21 protein-coding genes are annotated in these 21,908 nt (G+C 60.6%); 10 read left to right on the forward strand and 11 right to left on the reverse strand.

Going from position 1 to position 21,908, the window contains the following annotated elements:
* Positions 1-2: 2 nt before the first annotated feature.
* Positions 3-488, forward strand: coding sequence for an RNA pyrophosphohydrolase (locus DWB67_RS12980; protein ID WP_119807980.1), 486 nt, complete (start codon positions 3-5; stop codon positions 486-488).
* Here DWB67_RS12980 and bluB read toward each other — a convergent pair.
* The 4 genes from bluB to DWB67_RS13000 form a co-directional block, all read right to left on the reverse strand.
* Complete coding sequence (bluB, locus tag DWB67_RS12985) at positions 446-1,159, reverse strand: 5,6-dimethylbenzimidazole synthase (RefSeq protein ID WP_119808020.1); 714 nt, start codon at positions 1,157-1,159, stop codon at positions 446-448. The genes DWB67_RS12980 and bluB overlap by 43 nt on opposite strands.
* Positions 1,160-1,161: 2 nt before the next feature.
* Positions 1,162-2,433, reverse strand: coding sequence for a lytic murein transglycosylase (locus DWB67_RS12990; protein ID WP_119807981.1), 1,272 nt, complete (start codon positions 2,431-2,433; stop codon positions 1,162-1,164).
* A gap of 108 nt (positions 2,434-2,541) precedes the next feature.
* A complete protein-coding gene (locus DWB67_RS12995; protein WP_119807982.1) occupies positions 2,542-2,874 on the reverse strand; it encodes a hypothetical protein in 333 nt (110 codons plus the stop codon).
* A gap of 3 nt (positions 2,875-2,877) precedes the next feature.
* Positions 2,878-3,627 carry a DUF421 domain-containing protein gene (locus DWB67_RS13000; protein WP_119807983.1) on the reverse strand — a complete coding sequence of 250 codons (750 nt, stop codon included), beginning with the start codon at positions 3,625-3,627 and terminating at the stop codon, positions 2,878-2,880.
* A gap of 122 nt (positions 3,628-3,749) precedes the next feature.
* Here DWB67_RS13000 and DWB67_RS13005 point away from each other — a divergent pair, with 122 nt between their 5' ends.
* Together DWB67_RS13005 and DWB67_RS13010 are read left to right on the forward strand one after the other, a co-directional pair.
* Complete coding sequence (locus DWB67_RS13005) at positions 3,750-4,991, forward strand: FAD-binding oxidoreductase (protein WP_119807984.1); 1,242 nt, start codon at positions 3,750-3,752, stop codon at positions 4,989-4,991.
* A 51-nt stretch (positions 4,992-5,042) separates the two neighbouring features.
* Entirely contained in the window at positions 5,043-5,879 is an 837-nt protein-coding gene (locus tag DWB67_RS13010) for an aldo/keto reductase (RefSeq protein ID WP_119807985.1), read from the forward strand.
* Here DWB67_RS13010 and DWB67_RS13015 read toward each other — a convergent pair.
* Positions 5,861-6,664: an alpha/beta hydrolase gene (locus tag DWB67_RS13015; RefSeq protein WP_220475130.1), complete on the reverse strand. Its 804-nt coding sequence runs from the start codon at positions 6,662-6,664 to the stop codon at positions 5,861-5,863. The genes DWB67_RS13010 and DWB67_RS13015 overlap by 19 nt on opposite strands.
* Before the next feature lie 62 nt (positions 6,665-6,726).
* On the opposite strand from DWB67_RS13015, the gene kynU reads away from it, so the two are divergent.
* The 4 genes from kynU (at position 6,727) to DWB67_RS13035 (ending at position 13,196) form a co-directional block, all read left to right on the forward strand.
* Positions 6,727-7,914: a kynureninase gene (kynU, locus tag DWB67_RS13020; protein ID WP_119807986.1), complete on the forward strand. Its 1,188-nt coding sequence runs from the start codon at positions 6,727-6,729 to the stop codon at positions 7,912-7,914.
* A gap of 67 nt (positions 7,915-7,981) precedes the next feature.
* Positions 7,982-9,055 (forward strand): efflux RND transporter periplasmic adaptor subunit, encoded by a 1,074-nt coding sequence (locus tag DWB67_RS13025; RefSeq protein WP_119807987.1) that lies wholly within the window; start codon positions 7,982-7,984, stop codon positions 9,053-9,055.
* Entirely contained in the window at positions 9,052-10,155 is a 1,104-nt protein-coding gene (locus tag DWB67_RS13030) for an efflux RND transporter periplasmic adaptor subunit (protein ID WP_119807988.1), read from the forward strand. Before DWB67_RS13025 ends, DWB67_RS13030 begins: the two co-directional genes overlap by 4 nt.
* A complete protein-coding gene (locus DWB67_RS13035; protein ID WP_119807989.1) occupies positions 10,152-13,196 on the forward strand; it encodes an efflux RND transporter permease subunit in 3,045 nt (1,014 codons plus the stop codon). The genes DWB67_RS13030 and DWB67_RS13035 overlap by 4 nt, the downstream gene beginning before the upstream one ends.
* A gap of 122 nt (positions 13,197-13,318) precedes the next feature.
* Here DWB67_RS13035 and msrA read toward each other — a convergent pair whose 3' ends face one another.
* The 3 genes from msrA to DWB67_RS13050 all read right to left on the reverse strand — a co-directional run bounded on the left by msrA (position 13,319) and on the right by DWB67_RS13050 (position 15,305).
* Entirely contained in the window at positions 13,319-13,828 is a 510-nt protein-coding gene (msrA, locus tag DWB67_RS13040) for a peptide-methionine (S)-S-oxide reductase MsrA (protein ID WP_220475131.1), read from the reverse strand.
* Positions 13,829-13,830: 2 nt separating this feature from the next.
* A complete protein-coding gene (gene msrB, locus DWB67_RS13045) occupies positions 13,831-14,268 on the reverse strand; it encodes a peptide-methionine (R)-S-oxide reductase MsrB (RefSeq protein ID WP_119808023.1) in 438 nt (145 codons plus the stop codon).
* A 68-nt stretch (positions 14,269-14,336) separates the two neighbouring features.
* Complete coding sequence (locus DWB67_RS13050; protein ID WP_119807990.1) at positions 14,337-15,305, reverse strand: nitronate monooxygenase family protein; 969 nt, start codon at positions 15,303-15,305, stop codon at positions 14,337-14,339.
* Between the two features lie 147 nt (positions 15,306-15,452).
* On the opposite strand from DWB67_RS13050, the gene mtnN reads away from it, so the two are divergent.
* Positions 15,453-16,343 (forward strand): 5'-methylthioadenosine/S-adenosylhomocysteine nucleosidase, encoded by an 891-nt coding sequence (gene mtnN / locus DWB67_RS13055; RefSeq protein ID WP_182911579.1) that lies wholly within the window; start codon positions 15,453-15,455, stop codon positions 16,341-16,343.
* A gap of 35 nt (positions 16,344-16,378) precedes the next feature.
* Here mtnN and clpB read toward each other — a convergent pair whose 3' ends face one another.
* On the reverse strand, positions 16,379-19,018 hold the full coding sequence (gene clpB, locus DWB67_RS13060) for an ATP-dependent chaperone ClpB (protein ID WP_119807991.1): 2,640 nt from the start codon (positions 19,016-19,018) through the stop codon (positions 16,379-16,381).
* A gap of 163 nt (positions 19,019-19,181) precedes the next feature.
* Here clpB and pyrF point away from each other — a divergent pair, with 163 nt between their 5' ends.
* Both pyrF and DWB67_RS13070 read left to right on the forward strand, forming a co-directional pair.
* Entirely contained in the window at positions 19,182-19,868 is a 687-nt protein-coding gene (pyrF, locus tag DWB67_RS13065) for an orotidine-5'-phosphate decarboxylase (RefSeq protein ID WP_119807992.1), read from the forward strand.
* A 43-nt stretch (positions 19,869-19,911) separates the two neighbouring features.
* Positions 19,912-20,607, forward strand: coding sequence for a DUF998 domain-containing protein (locus tag DWB67_RS13070; protein ID WP_119807993.1), 696 nt, complete (start codon positions 19,912-19,914; stop codon positions 20,605-20,607).
* On the opposite strand, the gene DWB67_RS13075 is transcribed toward DWB67_RS13070, so the two are convergent.
* A complete protein-coding gene (locus DWB67_RS13075) occupies positions 20,572-20,994 on the reverse strand; it encodes an NUDIX hydrolase (protein WP_119807994.1) in 423 nt (140 codons plus the stop codon). The two genes, DWB67_RS13070 and DWB67_RS13075, sit on opposite strands and share 36 nt — an antisense overlap.
* Entirely contained in the window at positions 20,991-21,854 is an 864-nt protein-coding gene (locus tag DWB67_RS13080) for an N-formylglutamate amidohydrolase (RefSeq protein WP_119807995.1), read from the reverse strand. Before DWB67_RS13080 ends, DWB67_RS13075 begins: the two co-directional genes overlap by 4 nt.
* Between the last annotated feature and the right edge of the window lie 54 nt (positions 21,855-21,908).

Below are 21,908 nucleotides of genomic sequence, written 5' to 3' on the forward strand. Positions count from 1 at the left end.
AGATGACAGACCGCATAGGGCCGATGGGCCTGCCTTATCGTCCCTGCGCGGGTGTCGTGCTGATCAATGACGCTGGCCTGATTTTCGCGGGCCAGCGCATCGACACGCCGGATGCATGGCAAATGCCGCAAGGTGGCATTGATGCGGGCGAAACCGCGCATCATGCCGCGCTGCGTGAATTGGTCGAAGAAACCGGCGTGTCGACCGATAAGGTCGAGGTGCTGGGGGAAACGCCCGACTGGGTTTACTATGACTTGCCACCACATTTGTTGGGCAAGGCGTGGAAGGGCCGCTTTTGTGGCCAGCGTCAGAAATGGCTGCTGCTGCGGTTCACGGGGCAGGATAGCGATGTGAATATCGTTACTGACCACCCCGAATTCGACAAATGGCAATGGATGCGCGCCGACGACCTGCTGGACAGCATCGTGCCCTTTAAGCGCGATGTTTACGCCGAAGTCTTGGCCGCATTCCGCGACAAACTGGCCTGAGGGCCGTCCCAGCTGTCCTCCAGCACCAGTTCCTGCAAGGGCAGGCGGTTGGCCCAGCCCTTCGCCTGCAATTCCGGTTCTTCATACAGCTCCGACACATGGCCGATGCACAGATAGGCCACCGGCACGACATGGTCGGGCAGGCGCAGGATGGATCGCAGGTCATCGTCGCGGAAAATGCTGACCCAACCGACGCCAACACCCTCGGCCCGTGCGGCCAGCCACAGGTTCTGGACGGCGCAGACGGTGGAATACAGATCGGTGGCACGGTCATGGGTGCGGCCCAAGACATGTTCGCCACCACGGCTGCGGTCGCAGGTAATGCACAGATTGACCGGCGCCTGCAGAATCCCCTGAAGTTTCAGCGATGAATACAGTGCTTTGCGGTCGGGAAACTTGTCTGCAGCCTCGGTATTGGCGCGTTCGAAGGCGTCGTGGATACGCTGGCGCACGGCGGGGTCGCGCAGCAGGATGAAGTTCCACGGCTGCGACAGGCCGACCGATGGTGCATCATGGGCGGCCTGCAACAGGCGCATCAGCAATTCGGGGGCAATCGGGTCGGGCAAGAATTGCGACCGCACATCACGGCGCAGCCTGATCGCGCGGTAAACTGCCGCGCGATCATCTGGTGAAAACGGACCCGCAGGTGCGGGACCGGTGGTGTCATCCACGCTCAACCGCGCAGCTGGCCCAGCAGGATCGAGGTCGGATAACCGTCCGGCGTCGTCCCGATCGCGCGTTGGAATGCGGCCACAGCCTCCATCGTGCCCGAACCGAACAGCCCGTCGATTTCGCCGTCATAGAATCCGCGACGCTTCAACAGGACCTGAATTTCCTCACGCTCGGCGCTGGACAGGGGGCGGTCGCTGCGCGGCCAGCCGCCCTGAATGCCCGAACGTCCGGCGATGCGTTCGCCAAGGAAGGCCACGCCAAGCGCATAGTTGTCCGAGTTGTTATAGCGCAGGATGGCGCGGAAGTTGTCTGTGATAAAGAACGCGGGACCACGCGCGCCTGCAGGCATAATGATCGAGCCGCTTCCCGAGGGCATCGCGCCACCTCCGATTTTGCGTACGCCCTGCGCCGACCAGTCACCGCTGGAACGACGCGTGCCCTTGCCGATCAGACCCATATTGAAGTTCGAGGGCAATTGCACCTCGGCACCCCATGACTGACCGCGCTGCCAGCCGCTGCGCGCCAGATAGGCGGCGGTCGATGCCAAGGCGTCGGTGGGATCATCCGACCAGATGTCGCGACGGCCATCGCCGGTGAAATCGACGGCATATTCCAAGTACGAGGTCGGCATGAACTGGGTGTGACCCATCGCGCCAGCCCAACTGCCCAGCATGTGTTCGGGGTCGGTGTCGCCCGCCTGCAGGATCTTCAGCGCGGCGATAAGCTGGTTCTGGAACATTTCACCGCGGCGACCGTCATAGGCCAGCGTGGTCAGCGACGGGATGATCTGCATCTTGCCGCGGTTGCCGCCGAAGTTCGATTCCATACCCCAGACGGCCAGCACGATTTCACGCGGGACGCCGTATTGCGATTCGATCCGCGACAGGGTCGAGGACAGCTGTGCGTTCTTTTCACGGCCGGTGGTGATGCGGACATCGGACACGGCGCTGTCCAGATACAGCCAGACCGGACGCGAGAATTCGGACTGTTTACGGTCCAGACGGATCACGTCGGGATTGTACTGTGCGATGCGCATGGAGCGATCATAGGTCGCACCCGAAATGCCCGACGACAGCGCGCGCGAGCGGAAGCTTTGGACAAAACGCTGCAATCCTGCCTCATCGGCGGCGGATGCTGCGGGAATCGCTGTGGGGGTAACGGACGAATATCCTGCCACAGGACCGCCGGAGGTTGGCATTCGCGACACAGGGGACGCGCATGACGCAAGGACCCCGATCAGGGCGGTGGACAGGAAAATGCGGGAAATGCTCATATAAGATCGCCTGTTCGTGACTGCTCGGGTTTTTATTGTGAACAGTCTAGCCGAATGTGGCGCTTATGGGTAGGGCGCGCGATGCCCTGTCAGGGCATCGCAGGCGGGTTAGTGACGTGGTTCGTCCTGCGACCCTTCGTCCCCGTAATAGGGTGTCATCTGCGCGATGATCACCGAATTTTCCGTCAGGGCCCGTTCCATCAGGGCGCGTTCATCGTCGTCAATTTCGTGGTTATCGGCCAGACGTTCTTCCAGCGTGCCGTATCCGGTCACATCCAGCGGTGCCATATCGGCCTGTTTCAGGATGGCAACGGTTTCACGCACGGCCTCGCCCTCATCCGTGCCGGCGGCATAGCAGACAAGCCCTGCGCCGGTGGCTTTTTTGGGCAATCCGTCACCCGCTTTGCGGCCAAGTTCGACCACTAGTGTATAGACTTTCATAGGTCACTCCATCGGCTTGGCACCACCTTTGACAGGGTCCGTCGCGGCGTCGGGCCATTCGGGGGCCTGCCATGTCCGGCTGCCGCAGAAATGGCAGGGGGCACGGGTGGCGATGATTTGCGCACCATGCGGCGCACCGCAATTCCCACAACATGTCTGGGCGTTCATCGCAAGCGGCTTGTCCTGATGCGGCGGCGGATTTAACAGATGCAGTGGCGGCAGCAGCGACAGGCCGGGATGCGGATTTTTGGTCCGGAAAACCGACAAACCGCCGCCCGCCTCCAGATAGGCGACGTTGATTTCGCCCAGATTGGCAATGCCCGCCAGACGCAGCATCGCCTTGATTTCCGCCAGCCCCAGATCGCGCTGGTTGGTGGCGTCCAGCAAGATACGGCCATCGCGCACCAAGGCGATGGGCCGTCCATCGACCATGTTTTTGGCACGGTCATAGCGGACGATCAGACGGTCCAGCAGCTTGTTGAACGTCACGATGATGGTGATCACGGCCATGGCGGCAAACAGGGGCACCTCGGGGTAGAACATGGCATCGCCCACCGCCGAACCAAGCGCGATGACCAGAACGAATTCGATCATCGACAGCTGCGCCACACCGCGCCCGCCGATCCAGCGGATCATCAGCAGCGTATAGAGATAGACGATCAGGGTGCGGACCAGAATCTCGGCATAGAACAGCGGTGGCTGTTCGCCGATGAACATACGGATAAGATCGAAGGGGATGACCGGCTGGTCCATGATTTACCTTTCGCGGACAAGGGTTCCGCAAGGCCTTAACCACCTGCGACGATGGCGGTTCCCGCCTTGGGGAACCTGTCCCCGCGCCAGCGGTTACAGCCTGACATGTGGCGAGGATTGCGATGACAAAGGACCCCAAGGGCAGGGATGCCAAGACCATCAAGGACGACCTACGCACGGGGACGCCATATTGGCTGAAAACGCCGAATGTCACCGTGCAGTCGGGCCGGATGACCGAACGCGATCACTTTGACGCCATTATCGTCGGCGCGGGCATCAGTGGCGCTTTGGTCGCCGAGGCTTTGACCCGTCAAGGCAGCAAGGTGCTGATCCTTGACCGCCGCGCACCGGTGCGCGGATCGTCGCCCGCCTCGACCGCGATGATCCAGCACGAAATCGACATCCCGATGATCCACCATATCCGCGACATGGGCACGACCAAGGCCAATGCTGTCTGGCGCCGGTCGGCCAAAGCGGTGCAGGATCTTGTCGATCTGGTGGATGACTTGGGGCTGGACTGTCAGATGCAGGCCAAACAGGCGCTGTATCTGACGGGAAACATCCTTGGGTCGCGGGCCATGCAGGACGAAGCGGCTGCCCGTAAGGCCGCAGGTATTGCCGCCGAATATCTGAATGCACCCGCCCTGCGCGACAGGTTCGGGCTGGACCGGACAGGGGCGATTGTGTCGGATGCATCTGCCAGTGCGAACCCCGCGCAGATGACCGCGGGGCTGCTGAAGGTCGCGCAGTCACGCGGCGCGGTGATCCTGTCGGACACCGAAGTGACGGATATGGCCGAATTGCCAAGCGGCGTGGCCTTGGCCACGGCGGACGGGCAGGCGCTGACCGCCGATCATGTGGTGTTCTGCACCGGCTATGAATTTCTGCCCGCCATGCAAAGTGCGACGCATCAGATCACCTCGACTTGGGCGCTGGCGTCGGAACCGGGGCTGGCGCATCCCGACTGGCTGGATGATTTTTTGGTCTGGGAAGCAGCCGAGCCCTATCTCTATTACCGCACCACACCCGATGGCCGCATCATCGTCGGAGGAGAGGATGAGGACAGTCCCGACCGCAATGATGATCCGGCCCTGCTGGACGAAAAGGCCCGTGCCATCTGTGACAAGCTGCGCGATCTGGCGGGGATCGATATCGGGAAACCGGCCTATGTCTGGTCGGCGGCATTCGGCAATACGACCGATGGCCTGCCTATCATCGACCGTGTGCCCCGCCATGACAGGGTTTTTGCGGTGATGGGGTTCGGGGGAAATGGCATCACTTTCTCGGTTATCGCCTCGCAGGTGATTGCCGCCGCGATCGCAGGCAAGCCCGATCCTGACGCGAAACTGTTTGCCTTTCGCTGAAACGATCGCGCCGGCCACGCGTTGGAACGCCGAAAACGAAAGGAGTCACCCATGACCCAACCGATCATGACGTTGAACGACGGCCATAAAATGCCCCAGCTGGGCACCGGCATCTGGCAGATTGCCGATGAAGATACGCCAAAGGTCATCGAACAGGCGCTGAAGACCGGTTACCGGCTGATCGACGGGGCTGCGGCCTATAAGAACGAACGCGGCATGGGCGAAGGGATCCGCAATTCGGGCGTTCCGCGCGACCAGATATTTGTCACCTCGAAGCTGTGGAACGATTCACACGGGCATGACAATGTCATGCGCGCATTCGATGAAACGATGGCGCGGACAGGTCTGGAAAAGCTGGACCTTTACCTGATGCATTGGCCGCTGCCCAAGCTGGATAAATACGTCGAGACATGGAAAGCCATGATCAAGCTGCGCGACGAGGGTCGTGTCACCTCGATCGGGGTGGCCAATTTCCATGAGGACCATCTGCGCCGCCTGATCGACGAAACGGGTGTCGCCCCTGCGGTGAACCAGATCGAACTGCATCCCTCGCTGCCGCAGGTCGAACTGCGCGAGGTGAACAAGACCTTGGGCATTGCAACCCAAAGCTGGACCCCCCTGGGTCGTGGCGACAGCTTCGATAACCCGCAGGTAAAAGACATTGCGGATCGTCTGGGCCGCAGCCCTGCTCAGGTGATCTTGCGCTGGCATATCCAGCACGGCCTGTCGGTCATTCCCAAATCGGAACACCCCGACCGTCTGATGCAGAATTTCGATATTCTGACGTTCGAACTGACACCTGCCGATATGAAAGCACTGGATGCTTTGGGTCGCGACCATCGCACAGGCCCCAACCCTGATGATTTTGACTATCGCAAAGCGCTGTAACTCAGCAGCCTTTTCATCAGAGGCGTGTCGGGGCGCGAAAGCGCCTCGATCACGTTGAAATGGTGCAGGCCGGGGTCGATGACACAATCGGTGGCCACCCCCAGACCGGCCCAGACATCCGCCAGCAGACGTGCATGGCGGATGAACTCGGGGCGTTCGGACCCGCCGACCCATGTCGTGACCGGAATGCCCTGCAGCGGTTCCAAAAGCGCAGGGCTTTCCGACAGAGCCTCGGGCAGGTCTAAATGCAATGTATCATTCATCGCTGTCCGCATCAGTGACCGCAAATCCGATAGCGGAGAGATTGGCACGCAGGCAGTGATCCGGTCTGTGACCGATCTGTCCAATGTCCCGTCATCACAGATCATTCGTGCGGCCAGATGCCCGCCCGCCGAATGGCCGGTCAGGGCAACCGGACCTGCGGTTTGACCCGCTGCCAAAGTGATCTGTTCAGCGACTTGTATGGTCATTTCGAAAATGCGCGCCTGCGGTGCTAGCGTATAGGCAGGCAGCAGGCAGGCCCATCCGGCCATCAGCGCCCCTTCGGCAAGATGCGACCAGACCGAAGGACCGGTTTTCATCCAGTATCCGCCGTGAATGAAAACCATCAGCCCGTGCGGTGCCTTTTGCGGCAGGAACAGATCGCCGTCTGCAATTTTCGTCAAAGGATGTTTTCCGCGGAACTGGGCTGCGGCATCGGTCCAGCGGGCAGGATAATCATCGCCATCGGGGATATGCGCGCCATTGGCATAGGCATCGTCCCAGTCATGCACCTGATAGATCATGGTAAACCCCTCTTTCCGGCAGGTGACCTGCCTGCTAGCGTCCCGTCAAGAGGGAGCCTGACATGACCGATTTCGCCAAAACCCGTGCCGCTTTCTATCTGCCGGAAGGCGTAACCTATCTGGATGGAAACTCGCTTGGTCCGATGCCCAAGGCGGCCAAGGCGCGGGTGGCCGATATGATGGCGGATGAATGGTCGGAAATGCTGATCACCGGTTGGAATAAGGCGGGCTGGTTCGATCAGCCGCGTAAGGTCGGCGACCGTATTGCCCGTTTGATCGGTGCAGGGGACGGTCAGGTGGTCATGGGCGATACACTGTCGATCAAGGTCTTTCAGGCGGTCAGCGCGGCACACGCCCTGCGGCCCGATCGCCGTGTGATCCTGTCTGATAGCGGAAATTTCCCGTCCGATCTCTATGTGGCACAAGGTCTGGCGGATGCGGTCGATGCCGAATTGCGCGTCGTGGCCCCCGAAGATGTGGCAGATGCCATCGACAAGGACGTCGCCGTCCTAATGATCACCGAAGTTGATTACCGCACGGGCCGTCGCCATGATATGAAGGCGCTGACCGCTAAGGCCCATGCGGCGGGCGCGTTGACCGTCTGGGATCTGGCGCATTCGGCAGGGGCGGTTGATGTGGATCTGACTGGCGCGAATGCCGATTTTGCAGTCGGCTGCACCTATAAATACCTGAATGGCGGGCCGGGGGCGCCCGCTTTCATCTGGACCCATCCCCGTCATGCCGAAGCGGCCCAGCCGATCCTGCAAGGCTGGATGGGGCATACAGCACCCTTTGCCTTTGATCTGGATTACCGCCCCGCAGGCGGCATCGACCGGATGCGCGTCGGCACGCCCCCTGTAATTGCCATGACCGCGTTAGAGGCAGCACTGGATGTCTGGGACGGGGTCGATATGACCGATCTGCGCGCCCGCTCCGTCCAGCTGTCCGAGGCATTCATTGCAGGGGTCGAGGCGAATTGCCCCGATGTCACCCTGCATTCGCCGCGTGATCCCCAACATCGCGGATCGCAGGTCGGTTTCCGCCATCCCCATGCCTATGCCGTGATGCAGGCATTGATCGCGCAGGGGGTTATCGGCGATTTCCGTGCGCCAGATGTGCTGCGCTTCGGTTTTGCACCGCTTTACAACAATCTGGACGATGTGGATCACGCGGTTCGTGTCCTTGCCGGCATTCTGCATGACGGAAGTTGGGATCATCCGGATTTCCACAAGAAATCCGCGGTAACCTAAGGGAAGGGGGGTTTCCAAACCGCCCAAAAGGCATGAAACGTTTGGTATTGCAACATATCGGTCGATTATGTCGAAACAGATTCTTGGAACCGCCCTTCTGGCCTGCCTGATGGGCTTACCTGCTGTCGCGCAGGACGATACCGATGACGCTGTTCGTGTGCGTCTTGTGACGGTCGAAACGACCAAGCTTGCTACCGAACTTGAGCTTTCGGGGGAAATCGCTGCGATTGATGAAATCCAGCTGGGTTTCCGTCAGGGTGGCCGCGTCAGCGAGGTTCTGGTCGAAGAAGGTGACCGCGTTGTTTCGGGGCAGGCCTTGGCGCGTCTGGCCGCGGTCCAGCAGGAACAGTCGCTGAACGTCGCCGAAGCAGGCCTGCTGTCGGCCCGCGCGGGGCAGGAACAGGCCGCCCAAGCCAGTGAACGCGCCGATGCACTGCTGGAACGCGGTGTCGGAACACGCGCCGATGCCGATCGGGCGGAACAGGCCTTGTCGCAGGCAGAAGGTGTTCTGGAACGTTCGGTTTCGGCGGTTGAACAGGCGCGCCGCGCGTTGCAGGACGCTGTGCTGCGTTCGCCGCAAGGGGCGGTTATTACCAGCAAGACCGTGGCACCGGGGCAGGTCGTTGCAGCCGCCCAGCCGGTCTTCGAACTGGCTGCCATGACCGGATTCGAGGCGATCTTCCATGTTGCCGATGATCCGATGTTGCGCGATGCCTTGGGCACCCGTGTCAGGCTGGAAACAATCGATATTGCCGGTCCGACCATGTTCGGCGTCGTCACCGAGGTCTCGCCGCTGGTCGATCCGTCCACCGGCACCGTGACCGTCCGCGCACAGGTCCAGATGCCGCAGCGCGGGACCGAATTGCTGGGTGCCTCGGTCCGCGGGTATCTTGACCTTGCGCCTGCCGACGGAGTCGAAATTCCGTGGACCGCCCTGATGCGCCAAGGGGATGCGCCTGCCGTCTGGACGGTCGATCAGGACAATCGCGTCGATCTGACCCAGGTCGAAGTGGGCCATTACGGTGACAAGACGATTTTCGTGGCGGACGGGCTGACCGACGGCCAAAGGGTCATCGGCGAAGGATCGCAACTGCTTTATCCCGGCCGGAAGGTGCAGGAAGATCAAGAGGGGCAGGAATGAAACATCTGGCCATTATCTGCGCGGTCGCGGTACTTGCGGGGCCTGCTTCGGCGCTTGGGTTGCCAAGCTGGCTGGGGGGTGGTGATCATGCGGAAGAAGAACCCGTAGGCCCGCCCCGCCCTGTTGTCAGTGTGATTGTCGAGGATCACGGCGACGAAGCGCGCTGGATCCCCGGCATTGTCGCATCGCGCGATCAGGTGACCATGGGGTTCCAGACGCTTGGCCGGATGGTGTCCCGCCCCGTCGAGCTGGGGGCGATGGTGGAAGAAGGGGAAACCCTTGCCGAATTGAACACCGATGATCTTGCCGCATCCACCCGCGCCGCGCGCGCGGCCTATGATGCGGCAGAGGTCCAACAGCGCACCGCCGAGGCCACCCTGACGCGGACCACGGCGCTGGCAAAACGCAATGTGTCGTCCAGCGCGCAGCTGGAACAGGCGCAGCAGGCCGCTGTCGCGGCCAATGCCGCGGTCGAGCAGGCGCGTTCGGAATTGTTGCAGGCCGAGGATGCAGAAGGTTTTGCGACCATGACCGCACCTTTCGCGGGCGTGATCAGTGCTGTCTATGAAGAACCCGGTGCGGTTGTCAGCGCCGGCCAGCAGGTGCTGCAACTGTCGGCACAGGATGAAAAAGAGGTTCTGATCGACCTGCCGGCATCCGCGCTGGTCGGTCTTGACCGTGACGCGGTCTTTACGGTCTGGCATCGCAACGAACCCGCAGCCGAAGAACCCGCGGTGCTGGACCGTATCGACCCCGTGGCAGACAGCGCCACCCGCACCCGCCGGTTGCATCTGGGGCTGCCGCAAGACAGCAGCTTCCGTCTGGGGGCCTTGGTGCGGGCACGTTTTGGCAGCGTGGACGATCCTTCGTTGTCGCTGCCCGCAGCCGCCGTGCTGACGGTTGGCGACGACAGTTTTGTCTGGTCTGTCCACCGCGACGGGGACACCGCTTATGTCGAACAGGTTCCGGTGACTGCCGCAGCCCCGTTCCAGGGGCGCGTCTCTATTACATCGGGACTTGAGGCGGGTGATGAAATTGTCATCCGTGGCGTGAAATCACTGACCGATGGTCAGGCAGTCGGCCGGAGGCTGAACCCTTGAAAAGTTTCAATCTGTCGGACTGGGCGCTGCATCACCGCAGCTTTGTCTGGTTCTTGCTGTTGATGTCGATGTTTGCCGGTACGATCAGCTATCTGGCTTTGGGTCGCGAAGAAGATCCCGATTTCACCATCAAGACGATGATCATTGCCGCAGCCCTTCCCGGTGCCACCGCCGAGGAAACGCTGAAGCAGGTAACGACCCGCATCGAAACCAAGCTGGAAGAACTGGACGAACTGGACTTTACGCGATCCGTCACCATGCCGGGGCAGGCGGTGGTCTATGTCGAACTGGACCCGACCATCCGTGGCCCCGCCGTCCCCGAAGTCTGGAAACGCGTCCGGCAGATGATGTCAGATATCAGGGCCGATTTCCCGCAGGAATTTTCCGGATTCCAGTTCAATGACAACTTCGGTGACGTGTTCGGCAATATCTATGCCTTTACGTCCGACGGCTTTACACCGCGTGAAATGCGCGACAGGGTCGAGGCTATCCGCAAGCAGGTTGCCACGCTGGATCAGGCGGGCAAGACCGAATTGCTGGGTGAACAGGACGAACAGGTCTTCATCGAATTTTCCTCGGCGCGGCTGGCGGCACTTGGTTTGAATCAGGCCGAGGTTGTCGGAACGCTGGCAGAGCAGAATGCGATTTCGCCTTCGGGGGTGATTCAGTCGGGGCCGGAACGAGTGCTGGTGCGCGTGGGCGGGCAGTTCGATGATGCCTCCTCGATCGAGGCTGTGAACCTGCGCGTGGGCGAACGTTTCTTCAATCTGGCTGACGTGGCCACGATCACGCGCGGCTATCAGGACCCGCCGGATTCACTGTTCCGCTATCGCGGTGAAACGGCCATCGGCTTGCAGATCGGCATGCGAAAGGGTGGCAATATTCTTGAATTCGGCGAACAGCTGGACAGCCTGATGGACGACATTGCGGCCGATCTGCCGGTCGGGATCACCATGTCCAAATTCGCCGACCAGCCCCATGTCGTCGATGATGCCGTCGGCCATTTCGTCAAGGCACTGGCCGAGGCTGTGGGCATCGTTCTGGTCGTCAGCTTTATCAGTCTGGGAATGCGCGCCGGTCTGGTCGTGACACTGACCATTCCGCTGTGTCTGGCGATCACCTTTGTGATCCTCAGCCTTTACGGAATTACCTTGCAGCGGATTTCACTGGGGGCCCTGATCATTGCCCTTGGTCTGCTGGTCGATGACGCCATGATCGCGATCGAGACGATGATTTCCCGGCTGGAGCTGGGGGAATCCCTTGAAAAAGCGGCCAGCTATGCATGGACCTCTATCGCATTCCCCATGTTGACGGGGACTTTGGTCACGGTCGCAGGCTTTATTCCCATCGGGTTGAACAGCTCGGCTGCGGGGGAATTCACCTTTTCATTGTTTGTGGTGATTGCAGTTTCATTGACGATTTCATGGATCGTCGCAGTGCTGTTCGCACCATTGCTGGGGGTGACTTTCCTGTCCTCCAAAATGGCACATCACCATCAAGGGCCGGGGCGTCTGCGCCGTGGTTTCCACGGTTTGCTGCGCCATGCGATGCGGTTCAAATGGATCACCATCGCGGTCACGCTGGCCCTGTTCTTTACCTCGGTCTGGGGGATGCAATTCGTTGAACAGCAGTTCTTCCCGACCTCGGACCGGACCGAGGTGGTGATTGATGTCAGTGAACGCCAGAATGCCTCGATTGCGCGGACCGATGCCGATATGGCGCGGCTGGAAGCAGCCCTGTCACAGGACGAAGATGTCCTGTTCTGGACGACCTATGTCGGTTCAGGTGCGCCGCGGTTCGTCTTGTCGATGGATGTGCCGACCGCAGGTCCGCATATGGGCCAGATCGTCATCCAGACACCGGACCTTGAAGCCCGCGACCGCGTCAAGGCCCGCATCAATTCGATGGCCAAGACCGATTTTGTCGGTGTCGACATCTATGTGAAGAACCTTGAAATCGGCCCGCCAGTCGGCAAACCGGTCCAATACCGCGTCAGCGCCCCCGAACCCGATGCCGCCCGTGATGCGGCCCTTGGTCTTGCAACGGTGATGTCGGGCGAACCGCGTTTGCGTGATATCGCGCTGGACTGGAATGAACCCGCCCGCATGGTGCGCCTGAACGTCGATCAGGATCAGGCGCGTCAGCTGGGGGTGACCAACGGCGATATCTCGGATGCGCTATCGGCGCTGTTTACAGGGGTTCAGGTCACGCAGCTGCGCGATGATATTTTCCTGATCAATGTGGTGGCGCGGGGCGCGACTGATGATCGTGAATCACTGGGCTCGATCCGCAACCTTCAGCTAAGTCTGGCCGACGGGCGTACCATTCCGTTGGCGGCGCTGGTAACGCTGGAATACGGGTCCGAACAGCCGCTGATCCTGCAACGTGACGGCTTGCCGACAGTCACGGTCAAGGCCGGTATCGCCACCAAGGACCAACCCGCGACACTGGTAACGGCGATGACGGATAAGGTGGCCGAATATCAGTCCACCCTGCCTCCAGACGTCAAGATCGAGATCGGCGGCACGGTCGAAAGCTCGGCTGACAGTCAGGCGCCGATTGCCGCTGTTGTGCCGGTGATGCTGCTGATCATGTCGGTTCTGGTGATGGCGCAGATGCAAAGCTTCCGCCTGTCGCTGATCGTCTTTGCGGCGGCCCCCTTGGGCCTGATCGGCGTGGTTGCAGTGCTGGTGCCATTCGGCGTGCCGATGGGCTTTGTGGCCATCCTTGGTATTCTGGCACTGATCGGAATTCTGATCCGGAACTCGATTATTTTGGTCCATGAAATCCAGGAACTGCTGCATAAAGGCAAAAGCCGCTGGGATGCCGTGTTCGAGGCATCCGACAGCCGGGCACGCCCCATCCTGCTGACAGCGGCTGCGGCCTCACTGGCATTGATCCCGATCTCGCGGCAGGTGTTCTGGGGGCCAATGGCCTTTGCGATGATGGGCGGCATTATTGCGGGAACGCTGGTGACGCTGGTCTTCGTGCCTGCGCTTTATTGCGCGGTCTTCAGGGTCCGTCCGCCGCGGGACGCGTAAGGGTCGAGGGTCACCGCCGGACTGCCGCCTGATGTCATCGGGCGCTGTGATGGCGGTGCGGTCGCGGGACGCAAAAAGCGCCCGGAACATGGTTCCGGGCGCTTTCTCTTTGGGGGCAACGCTTATTCGGCGGCGTCACGTTTGGGCAGAACCCAGTCGGGACGCGGGAAGTGGCAGGTATAGCCGTTTGGAAAGCGTTCCAGATAATCCTGATGCTCCGGCTCGGCGTTCCAGAAATCACCGACCGGTTCAACCTGCGTAACAACTTTGCCGGGCCAGATGCCCGATGCCTCGATATCCGCGATCGTGTCCAAAGCGACGGCCTTCTGATCCTCATCGACATAATAGATGCCCGAGCGATAGCTGGCCCCCATGTCATTGCCCTGACGGTCCACCGTCGTGGGGTCATGGATCTGGAAGAAAAACTCCAGCAGGTGGCGATAGCTGGTCAGATCGGGATCATAAATGATCTCGATCGCTTCGGCATGGGTGCCATGATTGCGATAGGTGGCGTTGGGGATGTCCCCGCCGCTGTAACCGACACGGGTCGATACAACACCGGGCAGACGCCGGATCAGATCCTGCATCCCCCAGAAACATCCACCCGCCAAAACTGCGCGTTCTGTCATCATCTTTATCCTTCGACTTGGGGCAGGTATTCACCATAGCCCCCAGCTTCCATGTCATCTTTGGGCACAAACCTCAGCGAGGCCGAGTTGATGCAATAACGCAGCCCGCCTGCTTCGGGTGGTCCGTCCGGAAAGACATGGCCCAGATGGCTGTCACCATTTGTGGACCGGACTTCGGTGCGGACCATGCCAAAGCTGACATCACGGTGTTCGGTGACATTCTGCTGGATCGGCTTGGTAAAGGCTGGCCAGCCGCAGCCCGAATTATATTTGGCACCGCTGGCAAACAAAGGTTCACCCGAGACGATATCGACGTAAATGCCCGGTTCGAAGTGATGGTCGTATTCGCCGGTAAAGGCCCGCTCGGTGCCGTTTTCCTGCGTGACGCGATATTGCTCCGGCGTCAGCCGGTCGATCGCATCCTGGCTTTTCTGATAGGCCATATGATCCTCCGCGGATGGGGTGGCGTTATGGCATCCTATATGGGGACCATAACGCCATTCCGCAAAGGTCACATGCGGGAAACCGCCTCTTTCGCCGCGTGGTATTCTGCCGCAAGCTTGTCGATACGGGTGGCCGCAGGTTCCACCGCGTGCACGGCCCCGATGCCCTGACCGGCCCCCCAGATCGTGCTCCACGCCTTGGGTTTGGACGACCCGTCCGAGAAATTCATCGAGGATGCATCCGCCGCCGCCAGATTGTCGGGGTCCAGCCCCGCATTGCGGATCGAGGGGGCCAGATAATTCCCCGAAACCCCCGTAAACAGCGATGATGTCACAATATCCATTGCGCCGCTTTCCACAATCATCCGTTTATAATCTGCCTGCGCGTTTGCTTCCTCGGTCGCGATAAACGCGCTGCCGATATAGCCCAGATCGGCACCCATCACCTGCGCGGCCAGCACCGCCCGACCCGTCGCAATCGATCCGGACAGCAACAGCGGACCATCGAACCATTCGCGGATTTCCTGAATCAGCGCAAAAGGCGATTGCGGACCGGCGTGACCGCCAGCACCTGCGGCCACGGCAATCAGACCATCCGCGCCTTTTTCGATCGCCTTCTTGGCGAAGAAATTATTGATGATGTCGTGCAGCGCGATGCCGCCGCAATCATGGGCGGCCTCGTTCACCTCGACCCGCGCCCCAAGCGAGGTGATCCAGATCGGCACCTTATGGCGGTGGCAAGTTTCAATATCACGCTCCAGCCGCGCATTGCTGCGATGGACGATCTGGTTCACCGCATAGGGGGCCGCGGGATTGTCCGGATTGGCCTGATTGTGGCGGTCCAGTTCTTCGGTGATGCGGGTCAGCCATGCGTCCAGCATCGAAAGCTCACCCTCTTTTTCGCGTGCGTTCAGGGCCGGAAAGCTGCCGACGATGCCGGCCTTGCATTGGGCAATGACCAGTTCGGGGCCGGATACGATAAACATGGGCGACGCAACGACAGGGATGCGCAGGTTCTGCAGGATCGGCGGTAACATGATGTCCTCCCTCAAGGTTTGGGCGACGATGCCTTCTGCTTGGGCAGTCGGCAAGGTCTGACGCGGCGACAAGGGCTTAGCTGTGGTCATCATCGGGGCAACTGGCTAGCAACGCGGCAGAATTTGCATATCGTGAAAGGTCACATCATGATTCCCCTTCGCACCGCCGCCGTCGCCCTTCTGGCCAGCGCCCTGCCGCTGGCGGCCCAAACGCCGCGTATTGCCGTCATGTCCGCGTTCGAGCCGGAATGGATCAGCCTGCAGGCCGATCTTCAGGGCGCGGAAAGCCAAACCATCAACGGCACGAAATTTATCACCGGCCAGTTGTCGGGGCAGGATGTCGTGCTGTTCCTGTCGGGTGTGTCGATGGTGAATGCGGCCATGACCACGCAACTGGCGCTGGATCATTTCGATATCGACAGCATCGTGTTTTCGGGCATCGCGGGGGGGGTCGATCCCACGCTGAACATCGGTGATGTGGTCGTGTCGGAAAACTGGGGCAACTGGCTGGAAACGGTCATGGCACGTCAGGACGGTGACGGTTACGCGCTGCCGGGGTTCCTGTCGTCGCCCTTTGCCAATCACCAGATGTTCTTTACCCGTGAAACGACGGTGGCATCCGATCGTGGCGAACCCGAAACGCGCTTCTGGTTTCCTGCCGATGCCGATCTGCTGAAGGTCGCGCAGCAGGTGGCGGATGAAACCGATCTTGCCGCCTGCAATGATGCGAACGAATGTCTGGATCAGGCCCCGCAGATCCGTGTCGGCGGCAATGGCCTGTCGGGATCGTCCTTCATGGACAATGCCCCTTTGCGCGAATGGATGTCTGATACATTCGAGGCGCAGGTCGTCGACATGGAATCCGCTGCCGTCGCACAGGTTGCATGGTCGAATCAGGTGCCGTTCATCGCCTTCCGGTCATTGTCCGATCTGGCAGGCGGAGGAGAGGGCGAAAACGAGATGGGCGTCTTCATGTCGCTGGCCTCGGAAAATTCGGCCGCGCTGGTCAAGGCGTTTCTGGCAAAACTGCCCGAATAAAGAAAAGGCCCCCGTTTTCGTGGGGGCCTTTTTTATCAGTGGATCGGCGCGTCGGGACGCGGGCCTTCGCCCACCGCACCCAGCCGCGACCCGGCTGTGCCGATGCGGTCGGCAACCATCAGCCCGTCGGGGCCAGCACTGACCTTGACGGTCGCACCGTCCATCACCTGACCCGACAACAGCAGTTCCGCCAAGGGGTCCTGCAACGCGCGCTGGATCACCCGTTTCAGCGGACGTGCGCCAAAGACCGGATCATAGCCCTGATCGGCCAGCCATGTCCACGCGGCGTCATCCAGATCCAGCATGATCTTGCGACCGGCCAAGCGTGCCTCAAGCAGGGCCAGCTGCACGGTGACGATGCCATCCATGTTCGACCGCGACAGACGGCGGAAGATGATGATCTCGTCCAGACGGTTCAGGAACTCGGGGCGGAAGTGGTTGCGCACCGCGTCCATGACGTGATGGCGTGCCTCGGTCCCGTCGGCATCCTCGGGCAGGTGTGACAGCGCCTGCGATCCAAGGTTCGAGGTCAGGATGATCAGCGTCTGTTTGAAGTCCACCGTCCGGCCCTGACCATCGGTCAGCACACCGTCATCCAGCACCTGCAACAGCACGTTGAAGACGTCGGGATGGGCCTTTTCCACCTCGTCGAACAGGATCACCTGATAGGGGCGACGACGCACCGCCTCGGTCAACACACCGCCTTCGTCATAGCCGACATAACCCGGAGGGGCACCGATCAGACGCGAGACCGAGTGTTTCTCCATAAATTCGGACATGTCTATGCGGACCATCGCGCTGTCATCGTCGAACATATATTCGGCCAGCGCCTTGGTCAGCTCGGTTTTACCCACGCCGGTTGGCCCAAGGAACAGGAATGACCCAAGCGGACGGTTTTCGTCGTTCAGACCTGCGCGTGCACGACGCACGGCATTGCTTACGGCGGTCACGGCCTCGGACTGGCCGATGACGCGCTTGCCGATCTGCTCTTCCATCTTCAGCAGCTTGTCGCGTTCGCCTTCCAGCATCTTGGCAGTGGGAATGCCGGTCCAGCGTTCCACCACCTCGGCGATCTGTTCGGGGCGCACGGCTTCTTCGACCAGCAATCCGTCGGCACCGGTGGTTTCGGCATCGGCCATCTGCTTTTCCAGCTGCGGGATGATACCATAGGACAGTTCCCCCGCGCGGGCCAGATTGCCTTCGCGTTTGGCCTGATCCAGTTCGGCACGGGCGCGGTCCAGCTGTTCGGTCACATGGCGCGACCCTTCCAGCCGGTCACGTTCGGCTTGCCAGCGGGCGGTCATTTCGGCGCTGCGTTCCTGAACATCGGACAGCTCTTTTTCCAGCCGTTCCAGACGGTCCTTGGATGCGGCGTCGTCCTCTTTCTTCAGGGCTTCGGACTCGATCTGCATTTGCAGGATCTGGCGGTCCAGCTGGTCCAGTTCTTCGGGCTTGCTGTCCACCTCCATCCGCAGGCGGCTGGCGGCTTCGTCAACAAGGTCGATGGCTTTGTCAGGCAGGAAGCGGTCGGTGATATAGCGGTTCGACAATTGCGCAGCCGCCACCAGTGCGGCGTCGCTGATGCGGACCCCGTGGTGCAATTCGTATTTTTCCTTGATGCCGCGCAGGATACTGATCGTGTCCTGAACGGTCGGTTCGGCCACGACAACCGGCTGGAAGCGACGAGCAAGGGCCGCGTCCTTTTCGATATACTTGCGGTATTCGTCCAGCGTCGTGGCACCCACGCAATGCAGTTCGCCCCGCGCCAGCGCCGGTTTGATCAGGTTGGCTGCATCCATCGCACCTTCGGATTTGCCCGCGCCGACCAGCGTGTGCAATTCGTCGATGAACAGGATCACCTCGCCATCGGCGGATTCGATTTCCTTCAGGATCGACTTCAGCCGTTCCTCGAAATCGCCGCGATATTTGGCACCGGCAATCAGCGCGCCCATGTCCAGCGACATCAGGCGTTTGTCACGAAGGGATTCGGGCACATCACCGTCGATGATGCGAAGGGCCAGACCTTCGGCGATGGCGGTTTTACCCACACCGGGTTCGCCAATCAGCACAGGGTTGTTCTTGGTGCGGCGCGACAGGACCTGCATGGCGCGACGGATTTCTTCGTCACGACCGATGATCGGGTCGATCTTGCCGTCGCGGGCAGCGGCAGTCAGGTCGCGGGCGTATTTTTCCAGCGCTTCATAGCTGTCTTCGGCGGATGCGCTGTCGGCGGTGCGACCTTTGCGGATATCGTTAATGGCCGCATTCAGCGCCTGCGCGTTGACGCCACCGGTGGTCAGCGCGTCACGGGCGGTGGTGTTGACCATGGCCAAGGCCATCAGCACACGTTCGGCAGGCACAAAACTGTCGCCGGCTTTTTTGGCCAGCTGCTCGGCCTCGTCCAGAACCCGCACCATGGAAGGGTCGACATAGGTCTGACCACTGCCGCCGGTGACTTTAGGCTGTTTGGCCACAGCCTGATCGACGGCCAGACGCACCGATTGTGCATCACCGCCCGAACGGGTGATCAGATTCGAGGCAAGGCCCTGATCGTCATCCATCAATGCCTTCAACAGGTGTTCGGGCATGACACGTTGCTGGCTTTCGCGCATCGCGATGGTCTGGGCTGACTGAAGGAACCCACGCGAGCGTTCCGTGAACTTTTCCATGTTCATCGGGCAATCTCCATCTTTAGGTTAGCCCCCGAAATCCGGGCGCCCGCATCCGGCACGCCCCCTTTACGGGTCTCTGATCAAGAAATGGGAGTTTTCACGGAGCTTTCAAGACTGAAGCGAACATGTCATAACGCCGCGATTTTTCCGGAAAAATGGGGTCATCATGGACGACAGGCTGATTGTGGCGATGGACGTGCCGAACGCGCTTGCGGGACTGGCACTGGCCGAAAAGCTGGGCGATGCGGTCAATTTTTATAAGATCGGGCTGGGCATGCTGACCGGCGGCGGTCTGGCCTTGGCCAATGAGCTAAAGCAGGAACACGGCAAGCGCATCTTTCTGGACATGAAACTGTTCGATATCGGTGCCACGGTCGAGGCTGCTGTCCGCGGTCTGGCCCAATATGACATCGATTTCCTGACCGTGCATGGCGACCCGCATGTGGTGCGCGCCGCGAAAGAAGGCGCTGCGGGCAGCAAGATGAAGATCCTTGGCGTGACGATCCTGACATCACTGGAACGCGCCGATCTGGATGCGGGGATGATGCAGGCAGGCGATCTGCATGACATTACCGTCGAACGCGCCGCCCGCGCATATGAGGCGGGTGCCGATGGCATCATCTGTTCCCCGCGCGAAGCACAGGCCATCCGCGCCATTCCCGATTCGCGTCTGATCATCACACCCGGCGTGCGTCCCAGTGGCGCGGCCCTTGGTGACCAGAAGCGTGTGGAAACCCCCGCCAGCGCGATTGCAGCCGGTGCAGACCATATCGTGGTCGGTCGTCCGGTCTGGCAGGCCGCCGATCCGCGCGCGGCCGCCCAAGCGATCCTGTCCGAGATTCGCACGCATTGACGCAATGGCTTTCCCTTGCCACCATCGTGGCAGGGGGACGGTCATGGATAACGGCAGCGCACAAAAGGCCCATAACGATCTGGTCATGTCCTTTCTGGCCGTGCGCCGCGCCATCGGAGGCTTGGGATATTTCCTGCCCCTTGCGCTGATCGCTTTCGCGCTTCTGTCGGGGCAGGGGCTGCAAACCAGCATCTCTGCCGCCTATTATTCCCCGATGAGAGAGGTCTTTGTCGGCACGCTGATCGCACAGGCCGTATTCCTATGGAGCTATGAGGGGTTCCGCCCCGATGCGGGTGAAATCATCACCGACCGCCGGACGGCACGGGTCGCAGCCATGGCTATCGCATTGGTGGCCTTGGCCCCGACCAGCGGTCCCCAGCAACCCTGCACCTTATTGCAATGCGTCTTGGGTGCTTCCTTTGCCGCCATGGTGCATCTGGTGGCGGCTGCTGTCTTTTTTCTGGCGCTGGCGGTTTTCTGTCTGGTGCTATTTGTCAAAGGTGATAGCGGCAGCGTGGAAAAACGGGCATCGAACCGTATTTATCGTCTTTGCGGCTGGCTGATTCTGGGCAGCATCGGAATGATCGGGCTGCTGTTTGTCACGGGGCTAGAGGATACGCTGTCGTGGCTGCGACCTGTCTTTATCCTTGAAGCTGTCGCGGTTTTCGCCTTTGCCACCAGCTGGGCCGTCAAGGGCGATGCGCTAAGGCCGCTGGTGCGTGGTATGGCCGGACCTTAGAATCCAGTCGCAAAAATGCGGGATGCGACGGGGATGGGCCAGATAGGCCGCTATGGGCATCATGCACCATTCCTGCCCCTCCTCCCCGAAACGAATCGCGGCGATATCGGCGTCGGTTATTCTGCCGGTGAACAGCCACGACATCATCTGCGGCATCTGTAATGAGGGGAAGGCATGGCCCCGAAGCGATTCGGGGGGCAGATGCAGGGAAAATTCCTCGTCCAATTCGCGCAGGGCGCATTTGATCGGGGTTTCCTGCCCCTCGCGGCCACCGCCGGGCAGATCCCAATGGGCGGGGAAGGGGATATCCGGTTTGTCATCCCGCAGATAGACCAGCATATCCGCGCCGCAGGTCAGCAGCAGCTTGGCACCGTTAAAATCGCTCATTCAGCCGCAATCTGGCCATTGGGCTGGATGCTGTCCAGACCGGCCAGCCGCTTGATGACGCCTTCGATCCGGCCAGCAAAGCGATCGAAATCAGGTCGCGGGGTAATGGTTTTTTCATCCATATAAAGCGAGCGGTCGATTTCCAGCTGTACCACATGGATATTTTGCGCGGGCCGGCCATAGGCCGAACAGATATAGGCCCCCGAAAAGGGCGAATTGCGGCGGATGCGCCAGCCGCCATGTTCGATCGCGGCGCAGACGGCATCCGACACGCGGGCGGATGCGGACAGGCCGTGGCGGTTGCCCAGCACCATATCGGGTCGCATACCTTGCAGATGCGCCAGCGAATCATGTGGCATGGAATGCATGTCGATCAGGATCGCCTGACCGAATCGCCGGCGTGCCTCGCAAATCAGGGCAGTCAGGGCCTGATGATAGGGCCGCCAGCACAGATCGATTCGCCGGTCGGCTTCGGATTTGTCGATCTGGCGGTGGTGGATGACCCTTCCTTGCGACACGACACGGGGAATCACGCCCAATCCGGCCATGGTCCGCTGGTTCAGCGGATGACGCGGAACGCCGCGCACAACCATGGGGTCGATCTCGTCCACGCCGCGGTTCAGATCGACGATACAGCGGGGAATGCGCGATGATATGGACACCGCACCATAGTTCGCAGCAGGCGCGATAAGCCTGTCCACAAAGGCATCTTCTGACGAACGCAACAGGTGAACGGGCAAACGCGCGTCGCGTAAAAACCAGTCAGGATAATCGCAACCCGAATGGGGCGATGCAAAGATGACACCGCTTTCCCATGTCTGCGGGCGGGTCAGAACAAAGGATGGTTCAGGCTGTGACACGGGTCGGACCTCGGGATCTGTCGCAACAAACTATATAAACCTGAAAAAGTTGCT

The sequence above is a fragment of the Paracoccus sp. JM45 genome, assembly GCF_003590715.1.
Taxonomy (GTDB): domain Bacteria; phylum Pseudomonadota; class Alphaproteobacteria; order Rhodobacterales; family Rhodobacteraceae; genus Paracoccus.